A 21,503-nucleotide genomic window follows, 5' to 3' on the forward strand; every position below is an offset into this window, starting at 1 on the left:
AATCAAACACAGCATCAGGAACCGCCCAATGAACAGCAAAAGCTGGATAATGCGACCAAGACAGCACAAATAATGACTAACGCACAGGAAAACACCACCGGCAACCGCCGGCGCCAGCGAGGTTGATCATTCTCCCTTCTTCAAAATATGGCCCTGACCCGTTTTCTTACCCTAGCCGGCAATCTTTTCAGATTGCCGGTGTTTTTTTGGGAGATTGAAGATTCTTCATAAGTTGATTTCGTAAACCATGAGCCCATCCTTCAAAAGGGCCGAGCCGCTTTTCATACCTTAGCCGGCAATCTCTTCAGGTTGCCGGTTTTTGTTGTCAGAACAGTTTTCAACATCCGAATGGGGTAAATATTGTTTCCTATAGATGTTGCCATATAGGTTGTAGCTCCATAGTACAAGTAAAATTCCAGATACCGAAGTAATGTAGAATAACCATGTAAAGAATTCCACCCATGAATAATTAATTTTCACCAACTCCTTCACAACGAGAAAAAGAACGGTCCCCAGGTATCCGAAGGCATCGGCCGTATAGATCAGGAATCCGACGTTGCCGGGCACATGATACGCTGGCAGCATCCGTTCGAAGTAGAAGCAGTTATAGGGGACATAGCCCAGGTAGAGGCCGGCTGAGGCCATGACCATCCACACCACCGGGGAGATGAGATGCAAATGATAGGAGAAGGTGGATCCCGCGGCCAGCAGGAATCCGCCGATTATGATGAAGTTATTGAGTTGGAACGCCCGGTAGTTGTTCCGGATCAGGAAGAATCCGCCGATCGCTGCCAGTACGATCACCGAAACGATGGTGCTGGTGCCGGCAAACACCTCGGCATTATTCTTATATCCGGTCTCCGTCCAAAGTTCGTTGGCGAAGTCCTCGGTAAAATCACGGAGGATGGTGAGCATCACATAAGCGCCGACCACGGGGATGAGGGCCACCCCGAACTTTCGCAGGAAGGCGCGGCGTTCGTCCCTGTCCATGGTCCGGCGGACGGTGCGCTCGGCGATGTCTTCGGAGGTCGGCGGCGGCGTCTGGTTCAGCAGCCAGGTACTGATTAGCGCGGGTCCGAGGAAAATGGTCCCGGCGAAGAAGGGCATCCAGAATTCGCTGACCCCGTGGTTGAGCAACTTCTTCCCCACGGTCTTAGCAAGGCCCGACGAAAAGACGAAGCTGCTAGCCAGGACGGCGCCCATGAGTTCCGTCACCCGGCGCCCTTCGACGTAGCTGAACACCAGGCCCCAAACCATGCCGAGGGGCAGTCCATTGACGAACATAAATACAAAATTGTAGGGCACGGGGACAAGGGCGAACAAGAGCAGAGAGATCCAGCCTGTACCGATCAGCAAGGCGATGAAGCCTACCCGCCGTTCAGGCCGCATGCCCGCGATGAACCGGATGCCATAGAATTTACTCACACAATAGCCCAGCACCTGGGAGATGACGAGCACGACTTTATAGGAGATTCCCATGAAAGTGACGCCTTCAAAGGAGGCACTGGTAAAAGGTTTCCGGAATCCGTACATACAAGTATAGACAATGAATCCGGAGAAAGAGGCGCACAAATTGAAAATCCATGTAGGAGAGCGACCCAGCCAAACTTGCAGAAAGGGTGAACAGACTATCCTTTTGAAATTTAAGAACCGCCTAATTACTCTCATTACGCATTTTTGTTTCTATATCTGAACGGTTCTGATCATAAATTTGGCTAGGACTCGATTGCAACTGGCGATACTTCGACAGATGCCATTTCTTTATCAATGTCAAAGCCGTGCTTTCTAAGTATAGCCTTTAACGCTCTATTTTCACTGCGCAGGCGTTTGAGCTTCTTTCGCATGGCCAATAGCCGAGCCTTCTCCTCTTTCAGTTCCTTGGCCTTTTGCCTCCTTTGCAACTTTTCTCTATATGCAGTATTCAACTCACCCCTAATTCTACTAATGTCGTGGTCATGTTTTAGAAGTGTAAGAGCCCTCGCAAATGTCTGATGGAACTCTTCTATGAACTCAAGTGTGATTTGAGCTTTTCCCGAGGTTCGCCGATAAAAATTTGACACATCCGTTTCCATCCAACAAGCCAATTCTCTTTTCTTAAACTGTGACAACAACATTGCTAAATTATCTGCAAACGATTGAAATCTCTCTCCGGGTACATGGTTCGCAGCAAGCAAAGTGAAACTCAATTTGCTATTAACTATTTTAGTGAGGGGCTTTTTCAATCTTCCCAATCGCATTTTCTCGCGAATTTTATCGGTAGGGACATCCATCTTCAAATCGTCAATAACAGGCCTCAGATAGGCATAAAATCTTTTAATATAATTCGGCGAAATTGGTATTAGTCCTGAACATTTCTGCCAAAACACTTCAGTTTTTTCTTCAATCCACAAGGCTAATTCTGCATGAGAAAAAAATTCCAGGAGGATATTTAAATTGAATTTGAACCTTTCAAGGTCGATTTTCTTTAGTCCTTCTCCGCGGATGGGCTTTGCTTTCATTCTGTTTCGGCATTTCGTTTTCAATGATGATCCTTGATCCGTGCAACAAAATGGTTATTCCAATCGCATTAGCATCATTTCTGTTCAATAAATACCTTGCTTGATCAACGGCATCGACATAAATCAAAATTTTCAAGAATTGGATCGCATATATTACGGAGCGCGGTGACCAACTGCTTGATATTCACTCATTTTCATGTGTACGCAAAATTTTTCGATCTAACGATAGATGAAGACAAGCCTATTTGATTAGAAAAAGAACATTTTGATCAGGAAAGGTCAGTTGAGGTGAGCACTACGGGGCGAAAAGGAACAAAGTGCTTAGGACAAGCTAGGCCGCACAATATACAATTTGTTGAGTAAATATATTAAATTTCATACCTTTATTTAACCAGTCCCTCCTGCTGTATTCAAGTGAATCACGTTTTATCCTTCTTTTTGTCCGATCAGACTTCTTAACAGAATAATTTCGAGGTCTCTGTTGCAATTTTTCAAGACTGGTTACCATGCGTAATTCTATTTTGTTTTTTCAACTTCAGCAATTGGCCGTCGAGTCCAATATTCCATTCATCAAACGTCAAAACAATTAATATGGAAATGATAAGTTCAAAAGATTTCCTTTTCAAATTAGTGGCTCAGCTAGCCATAACTGCTGTTATCATATGGGCGACATATGTAATTTACGCGGCAGGACATGCAATTTGGGGAGAAGCGAATAGCTATTATCCTGTTCTTTCCACAATTCTTGCAGGGAGCCTTTTTTTCATGATAATTGCAACTTATGACTATATAAATCATTTTGACATTAGTCGTTATCAGCGTTTAAAGCGACATTTTCGTATGGTTATCGACTTTTCTGGTTCGGAAAGCTGTGATTCTCCCGCTTTTCAAGTTCGCGGAACCTTTAAAAACCAGCCAAAAGCCAAGCAGGTATATGTCATGGAATACAATCCCGCTACGAAGGAATATTGGCCCAAGTGCGAGCCTAAATATGAGAACCAAAAAAGGACTTGGCAAGCAACTATCAGTTTGGAGGGCAACGATCAAGGAATTTGCAAGGTGATCATCGCTTTGGTGGGAGTAAACAGTAGGTCGCTAATTGACTATTATATGAGAAGTCTCGTTGAGACAGGCACACATGTCCCGATAAATGAGTTTCTTGATGATTTCATTGTATTGGACGAATCTGGCACTATATTACCAAAGAAATGATGATAAGTTTTCATAGACTCAAACTGGCTAGTCTCCGACGCAATTATCAGTTACTTGATATAAGCAGACAGATTATGAAATGGATACAACGATTTAAAAATTGGTGGAGTTGCCCTTTGTTGAGCAAGGATGTTAGTATCGAAATTCCAGTTTTGCCTCTCGTATGGTTTGTTCTATACATTCATCCGTTCGAAAATAATAGGCGGCTACAAATCTATTGCGGATTTGCTAAATTGAAATAGAGTTATGTACAATCCGAAGCCGAAGGTGTTAAAACGCCTTATGCCAGGATATGGGACCGATAATTCCGATCTTCAATGAATGAATTAAATCAAAATCAAATGAGAAAAGCTTGGAATGAATCCTTCAAAGTGAAAATAAAAAAATATGGGGGCATCAATCCTTTTTTTGAGACGTGGAAGGTATCAACTGAATATCAAGATCATTCAGATCCAGGGGCAATCTACGATCAAGACCGACAAGAATATGAAATTGAAGTGCCAAAGACCCTCTTTCAATCAATACTCTCTCAAAGAGGAATTACTAATCTGGGCATATTCATTGTTGGTATTGGCATTGTCGCATTTTGGCCAGGTGACAGAGCCACCTTAATTAATTTGTTTGCCAAAGCTTCTCTCGTTTGGATACTCTTGCTAGTCTTTGTTATACTTAGGTGGAAATTATATTTTAAAGGCAAGGTAAAGTCCTCCGAAACCATTTCAATAGAAATGCGTCGTATAAAGGATGACTCTACGCCAGAAGCGAATTGCTAACCTCGCCGAACATGGATCCCGCGGATTCGGAAATACAAATACTGCCACTGTTGCACAACCATTAAAATTTATTTTTGCTGACCATTATTAAGCTTGGCTAAGTAGAGCAATTGTTCCATGTTTTCCACGTTGCTTTTATTGAAAATTCTGCGCTTAACAGTTGAAACCGTAGAATTGTCAATATTCAACTCTTTAGCTATCCTCCCAGTTGGCATGTTGTTTAGTAAGCGACTATAAATTTCAAATTCTCTCGGAGCTAAGCCTAATAACTTGCTGTTCTTGTCAATGGCGCCCAAAGAGGATATAGGACTCGCATTGTGAAAGAATGCTTCAATTTTTTTTATGGCCTCCTTTTCTGGACAAAATTTTGAAAGGAAGTGATAAACTCCAAACGAACTCAGGGGTTTTATAAGCAGATGTTCCGATAATTCCGAAAACACGAGTATTTGAAGATCCTTGTACAACGATTTTACAGTAGGAATAATCGAAGAAGTTGAGCCATCTGTCAAATTCATTTCAGTAATCCAATACGAGTAGCATTTAGTCTTTAGGTGTGTCATAACTCCGCTACATGATTCAACATCGTCAATATCGCCTTCTTCAATTTTAAAGTGTTTTTTCAGCAGGGTACGCAAGCCAACTCGGGCAATCATTTGATTGTCTGCCAAAAGAGTTACCTTATTCATATTTCGCTCCTCAGTGATTAATAGGTTTAAAGTTAAAATGACAATTTCCCAATAATATACCCTTACGGCCACTGACACAAGGTGATCTCTTAAAACGCTTCACCGGCCCCGGATATCCATAGACAGACACAGTCCTCAATGTAAAATCACCCAGCGCTCTCAATCTTCTGGTGCTATATAGACGAACCAGTCGATCTAATCGGTCTGTTGACCTGATTATCATATAACACGTTGAGCAATAGGTAGTAACCATTATAAAAAAGATGATATTGGCAAAAAGGGGTGTTTTTCACCTATTTTAGTCCTCAAAGATTATTTCATGTCCTATCAGGATAAATGTCTCACAATTAATGCTTTTCAAGCCTAATGAAATGAATGACAAAGCAATATTACAAAAAAAGGCAATTGCTAACTTATAAGTTAGCAATCTTTTTAAACAAATAATGCACTTTCCCGTTACAATGGGAATTTCTGAAGACGATAAACTATTCTTAATCCGACTCGGAGCGCGCATTAGGGCCGTGCGGGAAGAAATAGGGCTGAAGCAAGTTGAATTAGCAAATCTACTTGACATTGAGAGAGGTAGTATGACAAGGATCGAGAAAGGCAGTATGAATCTGACATCCCTAATGCTGAGGAAAATTTGTCGGGCACTGAAAATTGAATTGGAAGATTTATTTAAAGATATGAGGTAGAGTTTCGGTAAGCTGACGTAATTTTCACATCCAGGGTATCCGCGATCAACCAGTGTATATGGATGACATAGCTTGAGCCCACCGTTAGCTACCCTGTATAAACCCGGAAACTTTAATTCTATGAAGGTCATCATTCCAGCTGCAGGTAAAGGACTAAGACTGCAGCCTATGACATATTTTTCCCCGAAATGCCTAGTGGAAATTAATGGCAAACCGCTTCTCTATTATTTGTTATCAAGCCTTAAAACGCTTGGAGTAACTGACGTAACCATTGTGACTGGCTACATGCATGCAATGATTGAAGAATATGTCGCAAGTTCTTTCAATTTTCCCTCTGTAACCTGTATTAACAATGATCATTTCGAAAGTACGAACAGCATTGTTTCTATTTCATTGACACGTCACCTTTGGGATGGTGAATTCTGTATCATAGATTCAGACCTTTTGGTTCGCCCGCCATTGCTAGAGCAACTCATCCTAAATAACGGAACGTACCTTATTGTTGACAATTCGAAGCCGGCAGAGGCGATTGACATGAAAGTACAGGTTCAAAACGCGCGTTTTATCTTTATGGACAAAATGCTTCGACGGAAAGATACATTTGGGGAGTTTTTCGGGCTTTCCAGATGGGATCCTGAATCTTCTGCAATCCTTAGTACCGCAATAGATAGCTATCTGGCACGCGGAGAAACCAACGTTTGGTATGAGTATGCTATCAGAGATATGGCGACCAACTATTCGCTGCCGATCAGGACATGCTCTTCGGAAATGTGGTGTGAAATTGATACCGCTGAGGATTATTCGAAAGCAATTGACTTTGCCACCAAATGGCGTGATGCTTTTCCTTCTTGACGGGTCGTATTTGCATAATTCATTATATTTGAAGTGTATTCCTTCACCCATTGTTGATTTACCACTATGGCAAAATCACAAAAAAAGGCTGGTTTAAAATCCATAGCAAAAGGAGACCAGGAAAAGATAAATGCTATCGTATCTTGTTCTCTTGAGATCGCGGTGTTGGGAGCCCAGATGGCTTCGTTAATTACGAAGTTGGCATCGCCAGCAAAGAGAATGGCTTCACTGGTGGCTCGGCAAGCTTCGATCGCTAAAAAGCTGGGGTCTCCGGCCAGAAAATTGTAGATAACTTTTTGCCGGCTCTCCAAGAGTATGTGCAAAGCATCTGACAATTTCGAAAAAAGCTGGTTCAAATTTGAACCAGCTTTTTATTTTAAATTTAGAATCATATTTTAGACCAAATTTTTCAAAACGTGTCCAGTATAAAATATATTGTCGCGAATTATTTGAAGGTCTTAGGTATTGAACAAACAACCATAAATGAAATGTTGGCATTTCTCTTCAGGCATTCTCAGTATCCAACCCTCAGGAGCGTGGTCGAATCCTTCGAGGAATGGCAATTCAGTTGTACCGCTGCAGAGGCGACTCTTGAGCAGCTAAAATCGCTTGGTAATTTCTTCATGTCCTTTGTAAATAGTTTTGGCGGCTCATTCATCCTAGTAATTGCTACTCAGGAGTATCAAATTATTTATTTAAATGCTGTTGGTGAGGTCGTTTGTGAAACATATGATAAATTCATCGACAAATGGAACCATATAGTCTTCATCGCAGAAGTTGGAGAAAATTCTGGACGAAAGAAGAGTTTTGCAACGGATTTGCACAGTGGTAGACCGTCCTTAAACGAAATAAGGGCGGTATCCTTCAACCAGGATGAGCCACCCACTTATAAATTCTTTAGAAGATTTTCAATTTACTTCTCCTATATGTTCGCTCGTCTGGGAGTTACACCAAATTATATAAGCTCAATGTGGGTACTGTCAATGTTGACAGCTAGTATTGTAATATCAATCGACACACAGGTTAGTCATCGCATATTGGCCGCGGTCCTGGTAATTGCCCACTTCATTTTCGATTGTGCGGATGGTGAAGTTTCCCGGATAACTCAACGCACATCACACGCCGGCGCCAATTTAGAACAGACATTCCACTGGATTAGTAATTTGTCGATGATTGTTGGAGCTACTGTGGCTGAGTTTCGCGAGACGTCAAATTATCATACCCTTTACCTCGGGCTTTTTTGTCTTGCAAGTGATTGCTCATTTCATTTTCTTTATATACAGTTTAATTATTGGCTAGATGAATCAAAAGACTATGGATGGCTTCACAGACTCACGTCTTTAATATACCCCATTATGCCGATCAACATCAACCTCTTTTTATTGGCCTGCATATTTAATCGTTTTACTTTGTTCCTGACGATTTGGGGAGGGCTTTCATTTCTATTCTTCATATTGTTAGCATTTGTGTACTTTGGTAAGGAATTGTCAACTCGAAATGACTAAAAAATACTGCTATGAATGTGATAATACCTGCTGCCGGCAGGGGAACAAGATTGCTCCCGCTAACATCTAACTGTCCTAAGTGCCTGGTTGAGATTAATGACAAGCCTATTCTTCATTACTTATTGTCTGATCTGAAGAAACTGAACGTGACTAAAGTCATAATAGTTACTGGTTATAGAGGTGAAATGATTCGCGAGTATGTAGATGCGTGCGAATACTTCTCTGATATTATTTGTATTCAAAATAGTCAATTCGATTCGACGAACAGCATCGTCTCTCTTGCATTGTCCAGAACATTTTGGCAAAATGATTTTTGCATTATTGACTCCGATCTACTTTTGAGATTTGATGTAGTGGAGCAATTAATCAAGAGCAACAATACTTGTTTATTTATTGACAATACAAAGAATCCAGACTCAATTGACATGAAAGTAAAAGTCAAGGACGAACGTCTTATTTATATGGACAAAAATCTATCAAGGGATGAGACGTTTGGAGAGTTTTTTGGCCTGTCTCATTGGACCCCGGAAGATGCCGCTGATTTATCAAACGAAATTGATCAGTTGATAAATCAAAATAAATCCGATGTTTGGTATGAATTTGCAATAAGATCGCTTGCTCAAAAGAAGAAGCTACCTATTAAAACTTGCACATCGGATACCTGGTTTGAAATTGACAACATCCTTGATTTTCAGAAGGCCGGCTCGTTTATAAAACACCATTTGGATAAGACGTAATTTTAAATTGCTTGAAATGAAGACTTTAGTTACCCAGAGCAATGCGTCAAACCGCAGTAAGGTTGCGTAATATATAAACTTTATTATATTTGCTTTGTGTCCTTAACAATAAATTCAGAATCTGAATGTCAAAATCCAGAGTCGGACGCTCTTTAAGAAAAGATGAACTGCACAACATTAATGCCCCAAAAGCAATTGCTTCTATTGTTGTAAACTTTCGATCTCCTGAAAAAGCAGTACTTCCAATTTCAACCGAACGATCTTCGGCCAAAAAAAGCCGATACAACAAAAAAAGAGGGACTGGCATAAGGGAAATAGCACTTTCAGACATTACTGATTTAGCGATATTACTTTCCCAACTGGGATATCCTGGCACTGAAGTTTTTCTCTCGAAGCGATTGGAAGAAATGTTGGCTGACAGAAATGAAGTCCTGTTAGTATATGAACGTAATTTCAAAGTAGACGGCTTTATAGGGTTGCATTTTTTCCGACAACTTGGACTTGAAGGGGACTTCGCTAGAATTACTTATTTTATTGTAAGAGAGGGGGCAAGAAGTAAAGGAATAGGAGCGGAATTAGAGCGGTGTATTACCGAGTTAGCAACTGAAAGGCATTGTAACAGAATCGAGCTTCATTGCGATCTGAGAAGGGAAGATGCCCACCGCTTTTATCTAAGACAGGGATATGTTGAGCTTCCAAAATACTTTATCAAGTTAGTTGCTTCACCCAGTTCGGTTAATTCTACTATCCGGACGTCAATACAATGCGCAACTATCAGTAAAGCCGAAATGATGGATGCGTCGCCAATTCAGGTATTGCTTGATGAGCTGGGCTACTCTTATACCGGCAATTTTTTTTCCAGAACAATGCAACAAATTCTAAGTGACCCAAATGAAATTCTGCTGGTTAATGCGATAAACGGCCATGTCGATGGATTTATAGGGTTGCATTTTTTTCCACAAGTTGGAGTAATGGGGGATTTTGCTCGGATCACGTATTTCTGTGTTAGGGAGGATGCCAGAGGCCAGGGCATCGGCAGCCAAATGCTGAATTTCATTTACGAACTTGCGGCACAACGGAATTGTAATCGCATTGAGGTCCATTGCCATACTAAACGACTTGATGCGCACCGCTTTTATCTCCAGAACGGGTACGAGGAATCACCTAAATACTTTATTAAACTATTAGTCACCAATTAATCCTTTTCATATAACCCTTCTCGTAAACGTATTCGTGGAGAAAGAAGATTAGCATCATAAATCCTGATAGAATGATAGAGCCTATTTCCCATATTCTCAAAGAAGCCCACGATTGATTCAAAATTGCTCCCACCAGGAACAAATTCAAATCGATAGGAAAAAGCCATATCAAAGGCATCAGAATAGGATGAAACAGTCCATAAACACTATTCTGACCACTCCAGGAATTTAACTGCCTAAATAGGTAGTTGAACATTGAATCGCCAAACATGCAAATTAGCCCGACTTTTAAAATGCCTGGATTGTTTATTGAATTGTATGTGCCAAGAGTTATCCCGAGTATTATGAACAACCCACTCGTTGAATGTGCGATTGTATCCAAGTAAACACCAATTTTTGAATACGTTTTTGTTACCCTTGCAACCTCTCCATCGGAACAATCAAAAGTATACCCGAGCAAGATTAGCAATGCACCCACGATTTGATGTCCCCACCAATTACCTAGCGAAAATGAAAACGAGGCACCCGCTATAGCTACTAACCACAAAAATGTGATATGATTAGGCTGGATCTTCATTCTTATAAAGACATAAGAGAAGTAAATGGAAAAAAACCTGCAAAATCTGTATATAGGAGGTTCATTCAACTTTGATAGTCTCCTTATATTTCCAATACTGGCGTCAATTGGTGCCTCATTTTTTGATTTATCTTCTAATTCTTGAACCCGATCCTTTACAGCATTAAGATCAGAAACCTTAAATCGTATTGATTCAGATTGATACTCCGTGCAAAATTGGTCAAAGCTATCTACGATTACATTGCCCTGACTTGTTAAATATTTGACTCTTTCAGAAGTAGCCTGCAGAATTAATACCACTGTAAAATCCTCCGCCTTAACACGAGCGATGCACATATCATCACATAAAACGGGCAGACCATTATTAATGATCTCGCATTCTATGCTGCACTCGTTAAGGAAAGAAGAAATAGCCGAGAAGGCCGGATACTCCGGCTTTCCGACCATCATTTTCATCATTCGATCTATGACGTCTGAATCAACTTTTAATGAACCTAAATATTTTGCAATGACGATTCTTGTTCCTGCCATACAGATCAAATAGTTTTACAATGCAGGTTCGCCGATAAAGTTGGAAATTTCAATAAACCTACGTGCAGCTTCATTAACCTTGTCCTCTTCTACAGCTGCGACTACCCTTATATAATCATTTCCTGCTTTTCCATAGATCATTCCTGGAACAACAGCGACTTTATGCTCGTGCAACAAATACTGCGCAACGCCTTCGCCCTTTGTCTTCGATTCTTTATATTTTTCCGGCATGGCCGCGTATAATTCTGATATTTCAGGAAAAAGAAAAAATGCGCCTTTTGGAGTAACTTCACTCAACATGAATCCAGATTCCTTCCTCAAAGCTGATTTCAATATTTTGCCGTTGTTCTCGATGATCTTTACATGGTCCCGGAGGTAGTCGTCAATGGATTCGTGATTTAGAATGGTTGCCGCACAATCCTGATGAAAGCTTCCTAAGTTTAATGTTAGATTAGTATGAACCTTGGTCGCGTTATTGATATATTCTTTAGAACCTACAGTCCATCCGAGACGCCAACCCATCATAGAGAATTTTTTAGAAAATCCATTGATAAGTACACTAGCTGAATCGGCTTCGGTTTGATGACGAAATACATTCTCATGTTGCCCGTTAAAAACGAATGTATCATAAACCTCGTCGTGTACAAACTGAATTCCGTATTTTTTCGCTAACTCATGTATCCCCTTAATGGTTTGCCCAGAATAGACAGCTCCGGTAGGGTTTTCAGGTGAATTGATTAGAATCATCTTTGTGTTCTCTGTTGTTGCATCCTCGATTTGCTCCACAGTCAAACAAAACCCATTTTCAGGAGAAGTCGGTATTTTTACGGGAATGCGGCCCAACATTTTGACGGCAGTTTCATATAGCATATATGAGGGATCTGCTATGATGACCTCATCGCCTATTGAGGTAAGAGTCAGTATACTCAGCCATATCGCCTCGCAAGCACCGTGGGTAATTAGGACGTTTTCTTCGGGGCTAATATCCGCGCCATAGTTCCTCTTATACCAAAGGGCAATTTCGCGTCTTAAAGTCAACGAGCCGCGCGATTCCGCATATTTATGTGGTATTGAATCAAAGTCCCTTCCCATTGAAATGGGCAATTGGGAAAAGTTTTGATATAAAAGCGTGGGGGGCCTAAAATATGGTTCCCCAATGCTTAGGTTAATTGCTGTAGGGTCCGATGATACTACATCGGATATCTGCTTTGACAAGTACGCTGGAATTGATGCGATCAATTGATTCATAAAACAAGGTTTAATGGTGAGTTGAAACGTTTGAATTTATTTTATCGGATTTCCGAGATTAAATGGGTTTGGACCTCTTAAATCTAATCCTACAACTCTTTCATATTCCGGTGGAAAGTATTTTCTCTTTTCCTGATAATAGTCTCTTCTTCTGTCTCCATCAGATTGTGCATTATAGGTAGCATATAGTGCCCTCCTAGATTTCGTGGAGTTATTTGCGCCCGACTTGTGAGGGATAAAGGAATCGAAAATTAAGATATCGCCTGCATTGCATTCAACCAGTACCCAATCCAGAGAATTTACTATATCGCTACGTAGGTCCCCATTTGTTTCCTGTGGTAGTACACCTTCTTTATGCCTCCCCGGAGCAAATTCAATACATCCATTTGACACAGTACTGTTATCAATGCATATCATAACATTGATATGATATTTTTGGCCAAAGATTGAAAAAGCAGGAGCGTCCTGGTGCGGGGCGAATCCATTTCCTCCTGATTTTTTAAAGTTTATTTTTTCCTTGAAAAGAGTAGGTGATTCGTTAAATAACTCTGATAGGATGCCCAATAGTCTAGTTTCATAAAGTAACTGATGAAATAACTTGTCGTAGTCTATAAAGTTTTCTACGCGGCAAAGCAGCTTTTCGTTGCAGGTATTGCTTTGCTCATAATAGCGCATCCATTTGCCTTTTATCTCCGGCCATCGATCGATATTGTCAGCGGACATTTGCATTTGTGCAATAGTTTCAGTTGAGTAAAATTTCGGAATCAATATAAAACCCAGGTGAGTCCACGCGTATATTTGTTCTTCGGTAAGCATAACGGATAACAAGTTTATTTTAAATGATTCTTGAAATTTGCTGCAATCGATATTGGCGATTCAACGATCCTTGGCGACACTTGATCCGGTTCCGTTTTGATAACTACAACATTGGGAATAGACCCCCTAATGAGGAGATTGCACATTATTTCTAGCTGTTCTTCGTATTCTACGAGTTGAGTGGTAAGCCCAATCGCCATAGCGACTTGGTATATTTCGAAGTTCTCCGGTTGGCTAGGTTGCCCCCCTGTAGTTTCATATTGTCGATTGTCCAGGATGATTAGTGATAAATTCCCGGGATTGTATCTTTTAAAGGTTACTAGACCACCAAGGTTCATTAATATTGACCCATCTCCTTCGATTGCCAAAACATTTATAGTCTGGTTTGCCATGGAAAGACCTAATGCAAATGGAAGAGCACTTCCCATAGCTCCCAGCTGATAAAAGCAGTGATACCTTTTTCCAGCTCGAGAAAAGCAGTAAATATCCCGTGAAATCCTCCCCAAACAACTAACAAGTTTTAAGGAATTCCCGCTTAATTCAGATATAATTTTAGTTACAATCTGACGTTTGATCATCCTTTTAATATTTTGATAAAAACCATCTTGTTTCTTTTGCGATTTCACTTGAAAAGCGTGAGATCGATTCTTCGCCTTTGAAATCCAAGTAGCATGGCGCCCCGAACGTTTTTATTATGGGAATCGTCCTGAATGAGCTATGTGCTTGAATGGGATTTTCATCGTCTTTACCCCTGTCCAAAACTAGAATTGGGAAATAGATCCCATATCCATCGGCGATACCTATATACGCATTCAGCATGTTGCCTACTCCGGATTGTTGAACTAACACTAGTGGCAGCTTGCCTCCAATTGAGATACCGGAGGCGATTGCTATTGCTTCTTCTTCCCTTGAAGAATAAAGGCAAGCTGACCGGTCTGAGTAAAATTGATAAATTGGAGACATCCCCGTTGCCGGCACGTTAATCAGGAAATCAATACCTGCCGCATCAAAGGCTTTTGTTGCTATTTTGAAATTGAACATAGCGCTTCTTTCTTATAGTGGTTGTCAATCAAATCGAAAATGAATTTCATTGGCACAGTGTCCTTATTGAGCTCATTTATACCAGCATCGGCTTTGATTTTGCCGTACGCTGAACACATCGCGTGGATCCCACTTCTAAGCACTTGGTTGGCTAAGATTATGATCCTGAAGCCTATTTGTTTTAGGTCCATAAAAGATAGGTCTTCGGCTAGAGTCGGAATGACTACTAGCGAGTCCGGATCCTCCCAGGCATCGACAATAAGTTTGAATTCAGAGAGTCGTTTATTTTTCGAATGAATAACAAGAAAATCAGCACCAGCAGATTTGTAGGCTTTCCCGCGGATGATGGCAGATTCCAACGGTTCTCCCACAATCATAGATTCAGTCCTTGCAATCAATATCAATTCAGGAAAGTTTCTTTTTATATTATATAATTTGTGACAGAATGATTCTACGGATTCCAGCGCGTGACGGGTACCATTTGGCTCTTTAAAGCTGTTTATTTTTGGAAAGGCATTGTCCTCGATGCATATGGCCTGGATATCTAACTTAGCCAGGTTCTGCAATAAATAAAGAGTGTTAATCATGTCACCGTAGCCCTCGTCACAATCTACTATTAAAGGGATTGTTGCAATTCTTCTTATTTCAGAAAGTCGGTTTATATATTGGTCTACGGTCATGTAGTTTTCATCAGGCATAAAGAAGGATGTCGAGACACAAAAGCCACTAACCCAGGCAGCAGGAAAACCCATGATTTCGGCAATTTTTGCAGATAATGGATCAAATATGCCTGGAATAGTTATCTGTTTGTCAGTTGCCAATGCATGTAAGAGAGTATTAGTCGAAGCTTCCATATGAAATATTTCTGAGAGCAATTTATCAATTCATACTTATCGAATCGGAACCTTTTCTGTTCCATTTGGGACCAAATGGTTGCTCTCGTCGTTGCTTCGGCACTGTGAAGGAGGCTTTTGGTATTTTTTTCTGAATGCGAAGCTGAAACTACTTATAGTTTTATACCCAGTTTTGAAAGCGATTTCTTTGATTGGCGCGGTTGTATGCTTTAATAGTTCGACAGCCTTGTTCATTCGTAATGTCACTTGAAAATCGTGAATCGGCATCCCATTTTGCCTCTTAAATCCATACTTGAGTTTTTTTTTATTCAGCCCTACCTTTCGGGATAAATAGTCAATCGTAATATGATCATCGGGGTTCTTAGTTATAATGCTCTTAGCCAGTTCTAAGCATGCTAAATCATGTTCACTCAATTTCATGGAAACAGTTTAATGTATTGTAGGAAAAGGTTTTTACAAAAGGTCTTCTTTAAAGGGTCAAGTTAGTAGAATTGGCTGCAACAAGAACGGGTGTATCCCCGGAGCCGGTCCTGTTACTGTAGCCTTTCTGCAGTAAGTCAATAAAAAGAGAGAAGTGAATTCTTAGAGCAAGGGGCTTGACCAATGATGCCAGGCCTTAGTTAGGTTGAGATAGTCACGTTCCAATCGATACGATCTTTCGAACTGGCCGTATGGACTGTATGCTCAGTACCTGAGCGAATGCGCAAAGAGAGATCAATTCATTTGTCATGGTTGATAGAGCTACATTGTAGGTCCGTGAGTGATAGAGGCAATTTCCGAGATTCCCGAATTTGTAGAACACATTGTACAAGAGATGTCGTTTAAGTTCTATACTTTTGATGCATGGTTAAGGTTCACGAGGCTAACTGAAAAATTGCCCTTTGATTTTCCTCGTGAATATGGCAACTTCAAAGGGATGGGGGTAAAAGGGCTCGCTCTCGCAAAATGCATTTTAGGTTTTGGTCTCTGGTTAGTAGGTGGCACCAACAATGTCATTCGCAAATTTACACTCACTTATTGTTTGGAACAGCAAGAACACAGTTCTCAAGAGTCGGCCACGTTAGACTCGAGAGGAGAAGGTTTAAACAGGCTCGTTTATTTTTATTGAATGGTTTTTTTGGGAATTTCTAGTTGAATAGCTGCCAGTTATTCAACCTCACGATAAAATTATGTGGTGTTGACCTAAAGTTTTTCTAACAGTTAAAGTTTGGTTGGAACAGCAAGGACACAGTTCTTGAGAGCCACCCGTTTCTACGGGTGACTCGAAAGGATAAGGTTTAAAGGAGCCGTTTTATGTCTATAGAATGGCTTTTCTTGAAGTCTCTCGTTGGGTGACTGTCAGTTATTCAACGTCGCCATAAAATTAGGAGTTAAGGAGCTTTCCGCTATTTACCTGAAAGTTTTTCTAACAGTTAAAGTTTGGTTGGAACAGCAAGGACACATTTCTTGAGAGCCAGCCGTTTCTACGGATGACTCGAAAGGATAAGGTTTAAAAGAGCCGTTTTATGTCTATAGAATGGCTTTTCTTGAAGTCTCTCGTTGGATGACCATTAGTTACTCAACGTCACCATAAGATTAAGGGCTAAGAGCTTTCGCTACTTACGCGCGATTGGATTTAGCAATTTAAGTGCTGGTGGAACAGCAAGGACACAGACACGGTCGCCTCATGAAAATGAGGCGGCCGCTTTGAAGTGATCGGCATTTGAACCAAATTTTATTTATAAGTGCAATTGTAATCGATTCGCCTCAAGCGGCCGTCTTATGCATATAAGGCGGCTTTTTTGAGTTTTTGTTTTGGGATTATTGAATCGCTTTGGTGACCAGAAAGATGATCAGCTAACTCGGTCCCCTGTTCTTTAGAATCACAAAACTTTAAAATATGAGTCAAATACCCACACGAGAAGAAATTGAAGTAATGGTAGCCCTCGGCCAAATGTTCATACTACGTGTATCCGAGGGGGAAGAGAGGGTTTATAACGTGCAGCCGGCGGAGGAAGGTCTTCGCCCGTTGATCGAAGCCATGGACGATACCCTCCAAGTTAAGGTAATTGTCAACACCCGCGGGCAATTCAATCCCGCTATCAACGGCTTTAATTTTGATGAAGCTAACGCTACTCTAGGATTCCTCTTGCGCCCAGGGGCGAAGCCAGCGGAAGTTGAGATCTTCTTTAAGAGGATTATGGTGGAATTTAACGACCGGGAAAGCCCTGCTATGATGAGGTTTTGGAAAGATTTCATAGATGTACATGAATACTTTTATTATGTTGAGGTCTTACGCTGTAATTGCGAGGAAGATCCCGTTGTTAGGAAATCGGATATAGACAGTGCTGTAAATGTCCTTGCAGAAAGGATCACCTCTTCCACTGATATGTTCGGCGCTCGGGAAGCTAACGGTCAAGCAAGTGCATAACCATTGAAACAAATCATTTGAAAAAAAGGGCCGAAAGCCAAGCTATGATAAGAGGAGGTCTTTAATTGGGTACATACAAATTTGTAGTATATTCAAAGCTGTTTTATGTTGTCATTCGAAAAGTTCAAGCTTTCCAACGTTGATCCGCCGTGCATTAGATGCTCTTGGAGATGGGCCAACCCCTTTTTGCTTTCTGGATCATCAATGCTACCCACATGGTAAGCAACCCCAACATCAACCTGTGTAGTCAGGTTTTTATACCGGCTCTTTGGATTATCCACCCTGAATTATTCCATAATTGAGATGGGAATTCAACGGTTAGTCAGCGCTTTGAATGACACTGGGATTTTACACACCTTTTCCAGTTGCCAGGGACATTATGGATGGCTAAGCTAACGCCGCCGTCATGATCGTACATTTGCCGATGTACGATTTAGGCGGAAGTCTGATGTTCCTGAGGTTCAGGTGGTATCCTTGCTGGTATTCATTATCAGCGAGATTTCTGAGCTTGAATCACCTGTGTCAGTTGACACATTTAAGAAATACATACCTGATCAGTGTGTGAATGGCGAGTATATTTATTTTGTTAAGATCAAACCAATCGACCGGTTTACATTTCCATGGATAAAAAGAATTCAAACAGATAAAGCAATTCACCAGGTAGCTGTCATCATTTGTCTCTGGACAAAGACAAGGAAGAATAGCTACGATCAGCCTGTGTTAAGGAAATATAGGAATATTTCTATGATATTACCTTGAGCGCTAGGCTAAAAGGTATAACTAGAAAAATTGTTTTGAGGCTTTTATAGCACCTTGTGTCGACCTCGAATGCAAAAAATAATTGAGACATAAACAACATAAATGCAAAACCATGAAAAGTTCAGCCGATAGAAAGTTATTAAAAAGATTCGGGGAGAACCTAAAACAGCTCCGCAAAAACAAAGGACTCAGCCTCCGCGAAATGTCGCATGGCAGTGGCATAGACAATAGCAAGATTGCCAAGATTGAAAAGGGTTTGGTAAACATCACCTTCACCACTTTGCTGCAACTGGCCGCTGCTCTGGAAACCCCGCCTGCCGTTCTGCTAAAATTCGAGGGTGCTATATAGCGATTCGTCCCAACCCTTCCGTGCATAAAAATGCCCTCGTAGATAAGGCAATTTATCGGGTGCTGAGATCCTCATTGGATACATACTCGAAACAATAGACACGACCCAAACGGTTACAGGGGATATGAGAATGCGGTTTGCATTATTAACAAAACTTTGTTTTATGTTAGCTACTGAATTGGAAAAGCAGCTGGATTAGTAAAGAAACTTCTTCAACAGGGGGAGTTAGATCCTGAATCCGCTGAATGTGCCCGTGCGTTGCTAGTTGCCTATGACCTCTCATCTTATGAGCATGATAGCCGGTTTAACACTGAAGGAAGCGCCTGGACTTTTCTGCATGATACATGCATAGAAAGGATCGATAGAGAATTGGACCTTCTGACCAACGATGAAAGGGCCAATGTCCGAGCAATTGCTGAACGTACCGGTAACATGAGAGAAACAGTAGACCATGAAGATAAGGACACAGTATTAGCTGTTATAGTTGCCTGGGGGGTTCGCATTCCAGTTCCAGATGAGGGTTACAACTCTTTCATTAAAGCTCGCCTTTGGTTAATGAGTAGGTATCCTAGCAAAATGCCACGCGAACATCAATATTCTTAGTGCCAATATTAATTCAAATGTGATGGAGTTATATCCCCATAACCGACGAGCTTATGAAGTTGCCTTAAGGATATTTGAAAAGAGGAATCGAACCTGTATCATACACCCGACCGGCACTGGGAAGGCGGTAATTATTGCAAAATGTATCCTTGATCATCCTAAGGCAAGGCATTTAGTTCTTGCCCCAGGCTTGCATATCTCATTGCTGCCGGCTAACCGGTTTTGCCAGATCTAAGTACAGCCTTCAAAACAGGCCGTAGGCTATTCATGAATTGGAACATGCCAAAAATTCCTATATTTACCATTAAGCTTAAACCAATGATTCCCAAACTGTTTGCTTTTCCTATGATTATCTTTCTAGCTTTGTCTGTGCCAAGGATCGATCGTTCCGAACGGCAAACACAACCAGTGCCAGTTCTTCAGAGGTTGAATTCCGATTTTACGAAGCTTATGGCTGATTCCGTTCATGTCCAGGCTTCGGAGCTAGGATTTACTCTCTCCAGTGATCCGGACCAAGGATATACGTTGTCGATTGGATTCGAGCCTATAGCTGCAAAAAAGACACGCGACCGATGTACACTGATGAAAAGTGCTCTTACCTTCGTTGCGCTCTGCTATCGAAATGTATTCCCTAAATACCCGATTGTTAAAAAGATGAGGCTTTTTAGTCCTATCAAAGGTCGAGAAGGCCAGAAATACGAAGAATACTATCTTTGGTTACCGGGCGGCCAGATAGCTTTTTGTTGCGAAGGAAATAGTAATATTCAGGTGGTAGATGCCAGGAAAATCCCGAACTATCTGTACCATTAGCCACTTGGTCATTTTATATTTTGAGACACACTTGCCTTCCAACGCCGAAGCTTCCGCAACATCATACTTCATAGTATTCAGGGGAAAGTACTGGTTCCATTGTCCTAAGCGGCTGCATCTGTCTGGGACTGAGCTCAGGGTATTGTTTGATCATCTTCCCGCCATCGTCAAACATGTCAATGCCCAGGCCGGTCTTGCGTACTGCAGCCTGAATAAACACTCTTGGATAATCATCTCCCCGGCGGACCACCATGGAAGCGAGCCGTTGATCCGCATAGCGTACAGCGTACCATTGGAAATATTTAGCATGGCCTTGACCTCCCTGCTTTTTAGCCATTTCTTTGGTGGCTTCCCAGCGTTTTCTTTCATTAAGCGCGCAAGCGAGAGCAGCAAAGCTTCCTTAAATTCCTGTAGATCAGCGAGAGTAACAAGTTGGTCTCGAAGCAGTTTCGGCGACACAACAGAAGCATTGTGCGACTTTTCCATATCAATGACTTATGCACAGTAAAAGTCGGCATAGTGGTCACTGTTTTTTCAGTACCCGAAGTAGGTTGGGAAAAAAATATTAGAATTATGAAAGAGCCCGTATCCATTTTATCAGGAAGGAGAAAATCTCGAATGATATCGGGCCATGGAAAATCACGGATCTAGCGGATTTGGTAATTATGAATTATAATTGATACTAAAGATTTCTTGCCAGCATTCTTTCTCAAAAATCTTATTTATAGGGGGTAAATCCATTTGCCTGTCAAAATAATTGAACTCGTCCGAAAGACGGTGTATAGCCTTTACCGGCGCGGAAAACGAATCTCCCCAGTTTTCCTCGGGAAAATGGGCAATCATTGGAAATACCACAAGCGACCAGAAATTCACCTTCCCCAAAGAAAACACCCTTAAAGTGTTTCGAATCGGCCGGCGGCTTCATTACAAAACAAAAGTCAATTCCAGTTTCGGCATCGATCGATTTCCTGACATACAGCTTGACCTCTGCACCCTTCATCTTCGGCTCATAATAAAATTGTGAAGTGAAGCAAGAGCCTATGAGAATTATAATCTGCTCATTAGATAAATGAACAGGTTGAAGGTCTTCATCACTAAGGTTCAATTTTTCTGCAGTAACCATTTAGAAAGCAATATTAACCTGTTAATATATACTTTGCTATGAGTTGTCAGAAATGGAAAAAAATAGGCAAACCCCAAATAAGGAAAAAATCCCCTGAATGAATTTCTTTACCTTTACATTCCCGGATGATCGAGTGCTTGGCTAAAAGGCTGCAGGTGAACCTGCGAGCGCAATGGTAAACTCTATGAATGCGTGATAAACCTGGCCTAAGGCTTTCATTTGATA

25 protein-coding genes are annotated in these 21,503 nt (G+C 41.2%); 11 read left to right on the top strand and 14 right to left on the bottom strand.

Annotated features, from left to right (window positions below):
- Positions 1–288: 288 nt before the first annotated feature.
- Positions 289–1,533, bottom strand: coding sequence for a DUF5690 family protein (locus tag IEY39_RS08035; RefSeq protein ID WP_188930230.1), 1,245 nt, complete (start codon positions 1,531–1,533; stop codon positions 289–291).
- A gap of 182 nt (positions 1,534–1,715) precedes the next feature.
- Positions 1,716–2,498 (bottom strand): hypothetical protein, encoded by a 783-nt coding sequence (locus IEY39_RS08040; RefSeq protein WP_188930231.1) that lies wholly within the window; start codon positions 2,496–2,498, stop codon positions 1,716–1,718.
- A 591-nt stretch (positions 2,499–3,089) separates the two neighbouring features.
- Between IEY39_RS08040 and IEY39_RS08045 the strand changes: the two genes are divergently transcribed.
- Positions 3,090–3,710, top strand: coding sequence for a hypothetical protein (locus IEY39_RS08045; RefSeq protein ID WP_188930232.1), 621 nt, complete (start codon positions 3,090–3,092; stop codon positions 3,708–3,710).
- Positions 3,711–4,027: 317 nt separating this feature from the next.
- Positions 4,028–4,483 (top strand): hypothetical protein, encoded by a 456-nt coding sequence (locus IEY39_RS08050; protein WP_188930233.1) that lies wholly within the window; start codon positions 4,028–4,030, stop codon positions 4,481–4,483.
- Between the two features lie 68 nt (positions 4,484–4,551).
- On the opposite strand, the gene IEY39_RS08055 is transcribed toward IEY39_RS08050, so the two are convergent.
- A complete protein-coding gene (locus tag IEY39_RS08055; protein WP_188930235.1) occupies positions 4,552–5,169 on the bottom strand; it encodes a LuxR C-terminal-related transcriptional regulator in 618 nt (205 codons plus the stop codon).
- Between the two features lie 461 nt (positions 5,170–5,630).
- On the opposite strand from IEY39_RS08055, the gene IEY39_RS30210 reads away from it, so the two are divergent.
- Positions 5,631–5,864, top strand: a complete 234-nt coding sequence (locus tag IEY39_RS30210; protein WP_188930238.1) for a helix-turn-helix domain-containing protein — start codon at positions 5,631–5,633, stop codon at positions 5,862–5,864.
- A gap of 120 nt (positions 5,865–5,984) precedes the next feature.
- Positions 5,985–6,716 carry a phosphocholine cytidylyltransferase family protein gene (locus IEY39_RS08065; RefSeq protein WP_188930240.1) on the top strand — a complete coding sequence of 244 codons (732 nt, stop codon included), beginning with the start codon at positions 5,985–5,987 and terminating at the stop codon, positions 6,714–6,716.
- Here the strand turns inward: IEY39_RS08065 and IEY39_RS08070 are convergent.
- Positions 6,662–7,072, bottom strand: a complete 411-nt coding sequence (locus IEY39_RS08070; protein WP_188930242.1) for a hypothetical protein — start codon at positions 7,070–7,072, stop codon at positions 6,662–6,664. The two genes, IEY39_RS08065 and IEY39_RS08070, sit on opposite strands and share 55 nt — an antisense overlap.
- A 60-nt stretch (positions 7,073–7,132) precedes the next feature.
- Between IEY39_RS08070 and IEY39_RS08075 the strand changes: the two genes are divergently transcribed.
- From IEY39_RS08075 to IEY39_RS29740, 3 genes are all read left to right on the top strand, one after another.
- Positions 7,133–8,221, top strand: coding sequence for a CDP-alcohol phosphatidyltransferase family protein (locus IEY39_RS08075; RefSeq protein WP_188930244.1), 1,089 nt, complete (start codon positions 7,133–7,135; stop codon positions 8,219–8,221).
- Positions 8,222–8,232: 11 nt separating this feature from the next.
- Entirely contained in the window at positions 8,233–8,958 is a 726-nt protein-coding gene (locus tag IEY39_RS08080; RefSeq protein ID WP_188930246.1) for a phosphocholine cytidylyltransferase family protein, read from the top strand.
- 125 nt (positions 8,959–9,083) lie between these two features.
- A complete protein-coding gene (locus tag IEY39_RS29740; RefSeq protein WP_229688817.1) occupies positions 9,084–10,157 on the top strand; it encodes a GNAT family N-acetyltransferase in 1,074 nt (357 codons plus the stop codon).
- Here the strand turns inward: IEY39_RS29740 and IEY39_RS08095 are convergent.
- Genes IEY39_RS08095 through IEY39_RS30215 form a run of 7 tightly spaced genes read right to left on the bottom strand, consistent with a single transcriptional unit; the run spans position 10,147 to position 15,644 of the window.
- A complete protein-coding gene (locus IEY39_RS08095) occupies positions 10,147–11,265 on the bottom strand; it encodes a CDP-alcohol phosphatidyltransferase family protein (RefSeq protein ID WP_188930248.1) in 1,119 nt (372 codons plus the stop codon). The genes IEY39_RS29740 and IEY39_RS08095 overlap by 11 nt on opposite strands.
- Before the next feature lie 15 nt (positions 11,266–11,280).
- Positions 11,281–12,513, bottom strand: a complete 1,233-nt coding sequence (locus tag IEY39_RS08100; protein WP_188930250.1) for a pyridoxal phosphate-dependent aminotransferase — start codon at positions 12,511–12,513, stop codon at positions 11,281–11,283.
- A 36-nt stretch (positions 12,514–12,549) separates the two neighbouring features.
- Positions 12,550–13,329: a phytanoyl-CoA dioxygenase family protein gene (locus IEY39_RS08105; protein WP_188930251.1), complete on the bottom strand. Its 780-nt coding sequence runs from the start codon at positions 13,327–13,329 to the stop codon at positions 12,550–12,552.
- A 14-nt stretch (positions 13,330–13,343) separates the two neighbouring features.
- Positions 13,344–13,907 carry a thiamine pyrophosphate-dependent enzyme gene (locus IEY39_RS08110; RefSeq protein ID WP_188930252.1) on the bottom strand — a complete coding sequence of 188 codons (564 nt, stop codon included), beginning with the start codon at positions 13,905–13,907 and terminating at the stop codon, positions 13,344–13,346.
- A 4-nt stretch (positions 13,908–13,911) separates the two neighbouring features.
- Entirely contained in the window at positions 13,912–14,370 is a 459-nt protein-coding gene (locus IEY39_RS08115) for a hypothetical protein (protein ID WP_188930253.1), read from the bottom strand.
- Entirely contained in the window at positions 14,352–15,224 is an 873-nt protein-coding gene (locus IEY39_RS08120; protein WP_188930254.1) for an isocitrate lyase/PEP mutase family protein, read from the bottom strand. The genes IEY39_RS08115 and IEY39_RS08120 overlap by 19 nt, the downstream gene beginning before the upstream one ends.
- Before the next feature lie 36 nt (positions 15,225–15,260).
- Complete coding sequence (locus IEY39_RS30215) at positions 15,261–15,644, bottom strand: helix-turn-helix domain-containing protein (RefSeq protein WP_188930255.1); 384 nt, start codon at positions 15,642–15,644, stop codon at positions 15,261–15,263.
- 1,459 nt (positions 15,645–17,103) lie between these two features.
- Between IEY39_RS30215 and IEY39_RS08130 the strand changes: the two genes are divergently transcribed.
- Positions 17,104–17,634, top strand: a complete 531-nt coding sequence (locus IEY39_RS08130; protein ID WP_188930256.1) for a hypothetical protein — start codon at positions 17,104–17,106, stop codon at positions 17,632–17,634.
- A gap of 92 nt (positions 17,635–17,726) precedes the next feature.
- Here the strand turns inward: IEY39_RS08130 and IEY39_RS30220 are convergent, their stop codons facing one another.
- Positions 17,727–17,915 (bottom strand): insulinase family protein, encoded by a 189-nt coding sequence (locus tag IEY39_RS30220; protein ID WP_188930258.1) that lies wholly within the window; start codon positions 17,913–17,915, stop codon positions 17,727–17,729.
- Positions 17,916–18,505: 590 nt separating this feature from the next.
- Between IEY39_RS30220 and IEY39_RS08140 the strand changes: the two genes are divergently transcribed.
- The 3 genes from IEY39_RS08140 to IEY39_RS08150 all read left to right on the top strand — a co-directional run bounded on the left by IEY39_RS08140 (position 18,506) and on the right by IEY39_RS08150 (position 20,155).
- Positions 18,506–18,742, top strand: coding sequence for a helix-turn-helix domain-containing protein (locus IEY39_RS08140; protein WP_188930260.1), 237 nt, complete (start codon positions 18,506–18,508; stop codon positions 18,740–18,742).
- 625 nt (positions 18,743–19,367) lie between these two features.
- Positions 19,368–19,580: a DEAD/DEAH box helicase family protein gene (locus tag IEY39_RS30225; protein ID WP_373285427.1), complete on the top strand. Its 213-nt coding sequence runs from the start codon at positions 19,368–19,370 to the stop codon at positions 19,578–19,580.
- Positions 19,581–19,612: 32 nt separating this feature from the next.
- Positions 19,613–20,155: a hypothetical protein gene (locus tag IEY39_RS08150; RefSeq protein WP_188930264.1), complete on the top strand. Its 543-nt coding sequence runs from the start codon at positions 19,613–19,615 to the stop codon at positions 20,153–20,155.
- A gap of 150 nt (positions 20,156–20,305) precedes the next feature.
- Here IEY39_RS08150 and IEY39_RS08155 read toward each other — a convergent pair whose 3' ends face one another.
- Both IEY39_RS08155 and IEY39_RS08160 read right to left on the bottom strand, forming a co-directional pair.
- Positions 20,306–20,641 (bottom strand): DNA-binding protein, encoded by a 336-nt coding sequence (locus IEY39_RS08155; RefSeq protein ID WP_188930266.1) that lies wholly within the window; start codon positions 20,639–20,641, stop codon positions 20,306–20,308.
- A 262-nt stretch (positions 20,642–20,903) separates the two neighbouring features.
- The gene (locus tag IEY39_RS08160) at positions 20,904–21,278 is read right to left on the bottom strand and encodes a hypothetical protein (RefSeq protein ID WP_188930268.1); all 375 of its coding nucleotides are present in this window, start codon (positions 21,276–21,278) and stop codon (positions 20,904–20,906) included.
- Positions 21,279–21,503: the final 225 nt, after the last annotated feature.

The organism is Puia dinghuensis (assembly GCF_014642875.1).
Classification (GTDB): Bacteria; Bacteroidota; Bacteroidia; order Chitinophagales; family Chitinophagaceae; genus Puia; species Puia dinghuensis.

Coding starts and splice junctions, on each gene's coding strand:
- IEY39_RS08035 (WP_188930230.1), bottom strand. CDS start 1,533: ATGTACGGATTCCGGAAACCTTTTACCAGTGCCTCCTTTGAAGGCGTC.
- IEY39_RS08040 (WP_188930231.1), bottom strand. CDS start 2,498: ATGAAAGCAAAGCCCATCCGCGGAGAAGGACTAAAGAAAATCGACCTT.
- IEY39_RS08045 (WP_188930232.1), top strand. CDS start 3,090: ATGGAAATGATAAGTTCAAAAGATTTCCTTTTCAAATTAGTGGCTCAG.
- IEY39_RS08050 (WP_188930233.1), top strand. CDS start 4,028: ATGAATGAATTAAATCAAAATCAAATGAGAAAAGCTTGGAATGAATCC.
- IEY39_RS08055 (WP_188930235.1), bottom strand. CDS start 5,169: ATGAATAAGGTAACTCTTTTGGCAGACAATCAAATGATTGCCCGAGTT.
- IEY39_RS30210 (WP_188930238.1), top strand. CDS start 5,631: ATGGGAATTTCTGAAGACGATAAACTATTCTTAATCCGACTCGGAGCG.
- IEY39_RS08065 (WP_188930240.1), top strand. CDS start 5,985: ATGAAGGTCATCATTCCAGCTGCAGGTAAAGGACTAAGACTGCAGCCT.
- IEY39_RS08080 (WP_188930246.1), top strand. CDS start 8,233: ATGAATGTGATAATACCTGCTGCCGGCAGGGGAACAAGATTGCTCCCG.
- IEY39_RS29740 (WP_229688817.1), top strand. CDS start 9,084: ATGTCAAAATCCAGAGTCGGACGCTCTTTAAGAAAAGATGAACTGCAC.
- IEY39_RS08095 (WP_188930248.1), bottom strand. CDS start 11,265: ATGGCAGGAACAAGAATCGTCATTGCAAAATATTTAGGTTCATTAAAA.
- IEY39_RS08100 (WP_188930250.1), bottom strand. CDS start 12,513: ATGAATCAATTGATCGCATCAATTCCAGCGTACTTGTCAAAGCAGATA.
- IEY39_RS08105 (WP_188930251.1), bottom strand. CDS start 13,329: ATGCTTACCGAAGAACAAATATACGCGTGGACTCACCTGGGTTTTATA.
- IEY39_RS08110 (WP_188930252.1), bottom strand. CDS start 13,907: ATGATCAAACGTCAGATTGTAACTAAAATTATATCTGAATTAAGCGGG.
- IEY39_RS08115 (WP_188930253.1), bottom strand. CDS start 14,370: ATGTTCAATTTCAAAATAGCAACAAAAGCCTTTGATGCGGCAGGTATT.
- IEY39_RS08120 (WP_188930254.1), bottom strand. CDS start 15,224: ATGGAAGCTTCGACTAATACTCTCTTACATGCATTGGCAACTGACAAA.
- IEY39_RS30215 (WP_188930255.1), bottom strand. CDS start 15,644: ATGAAATTGAGTGAACATGATTTAGCATGCTTAGAACTGGCTAAGAGC.
- IEY39_RS08130 (WP_188930256.1), top strand. CDS start 17,104: ATGAGTCAAATACCCACACGAGAAGAAATTGAAGTAATGGTAGCCCTC.
- IEY39_RS08140 (WP_188930260.1), top strand. CDS start 18,506: ATGAAAAGTTCAGCCGATAGAAAGTTATTAAAAAGATTCGGGGAGAAC.
- IEY39_RS30225 (WP_373285427.1), top strand. CDS start 19,368: ATGGAGTTATATCCCCATAACCGACGAGCTTATGAAGTTGCCTTAAGG.
- IEY39_RS08150 (WP_188930264.1), top strand. CDS start 19,613: ATGAATTGGAACATGCCAAAAATTCCTATATTTACCATTAAGCTTAAA.
- IEY39_RS08155 (WP_188930266.1), bottom strand. CDS start 20,641: ATGGAAAAGTCGCACAATGCTTCTGTTGTGTCGCCGAAACTGCTTCGA.
- IEY39_RS08160 (WP_188930268.1), bottom strand. CDS start 21,278: ATGGTTACTGCAGAAAAATTGAACCTTAGTGATGAAGACCTTCAACCT.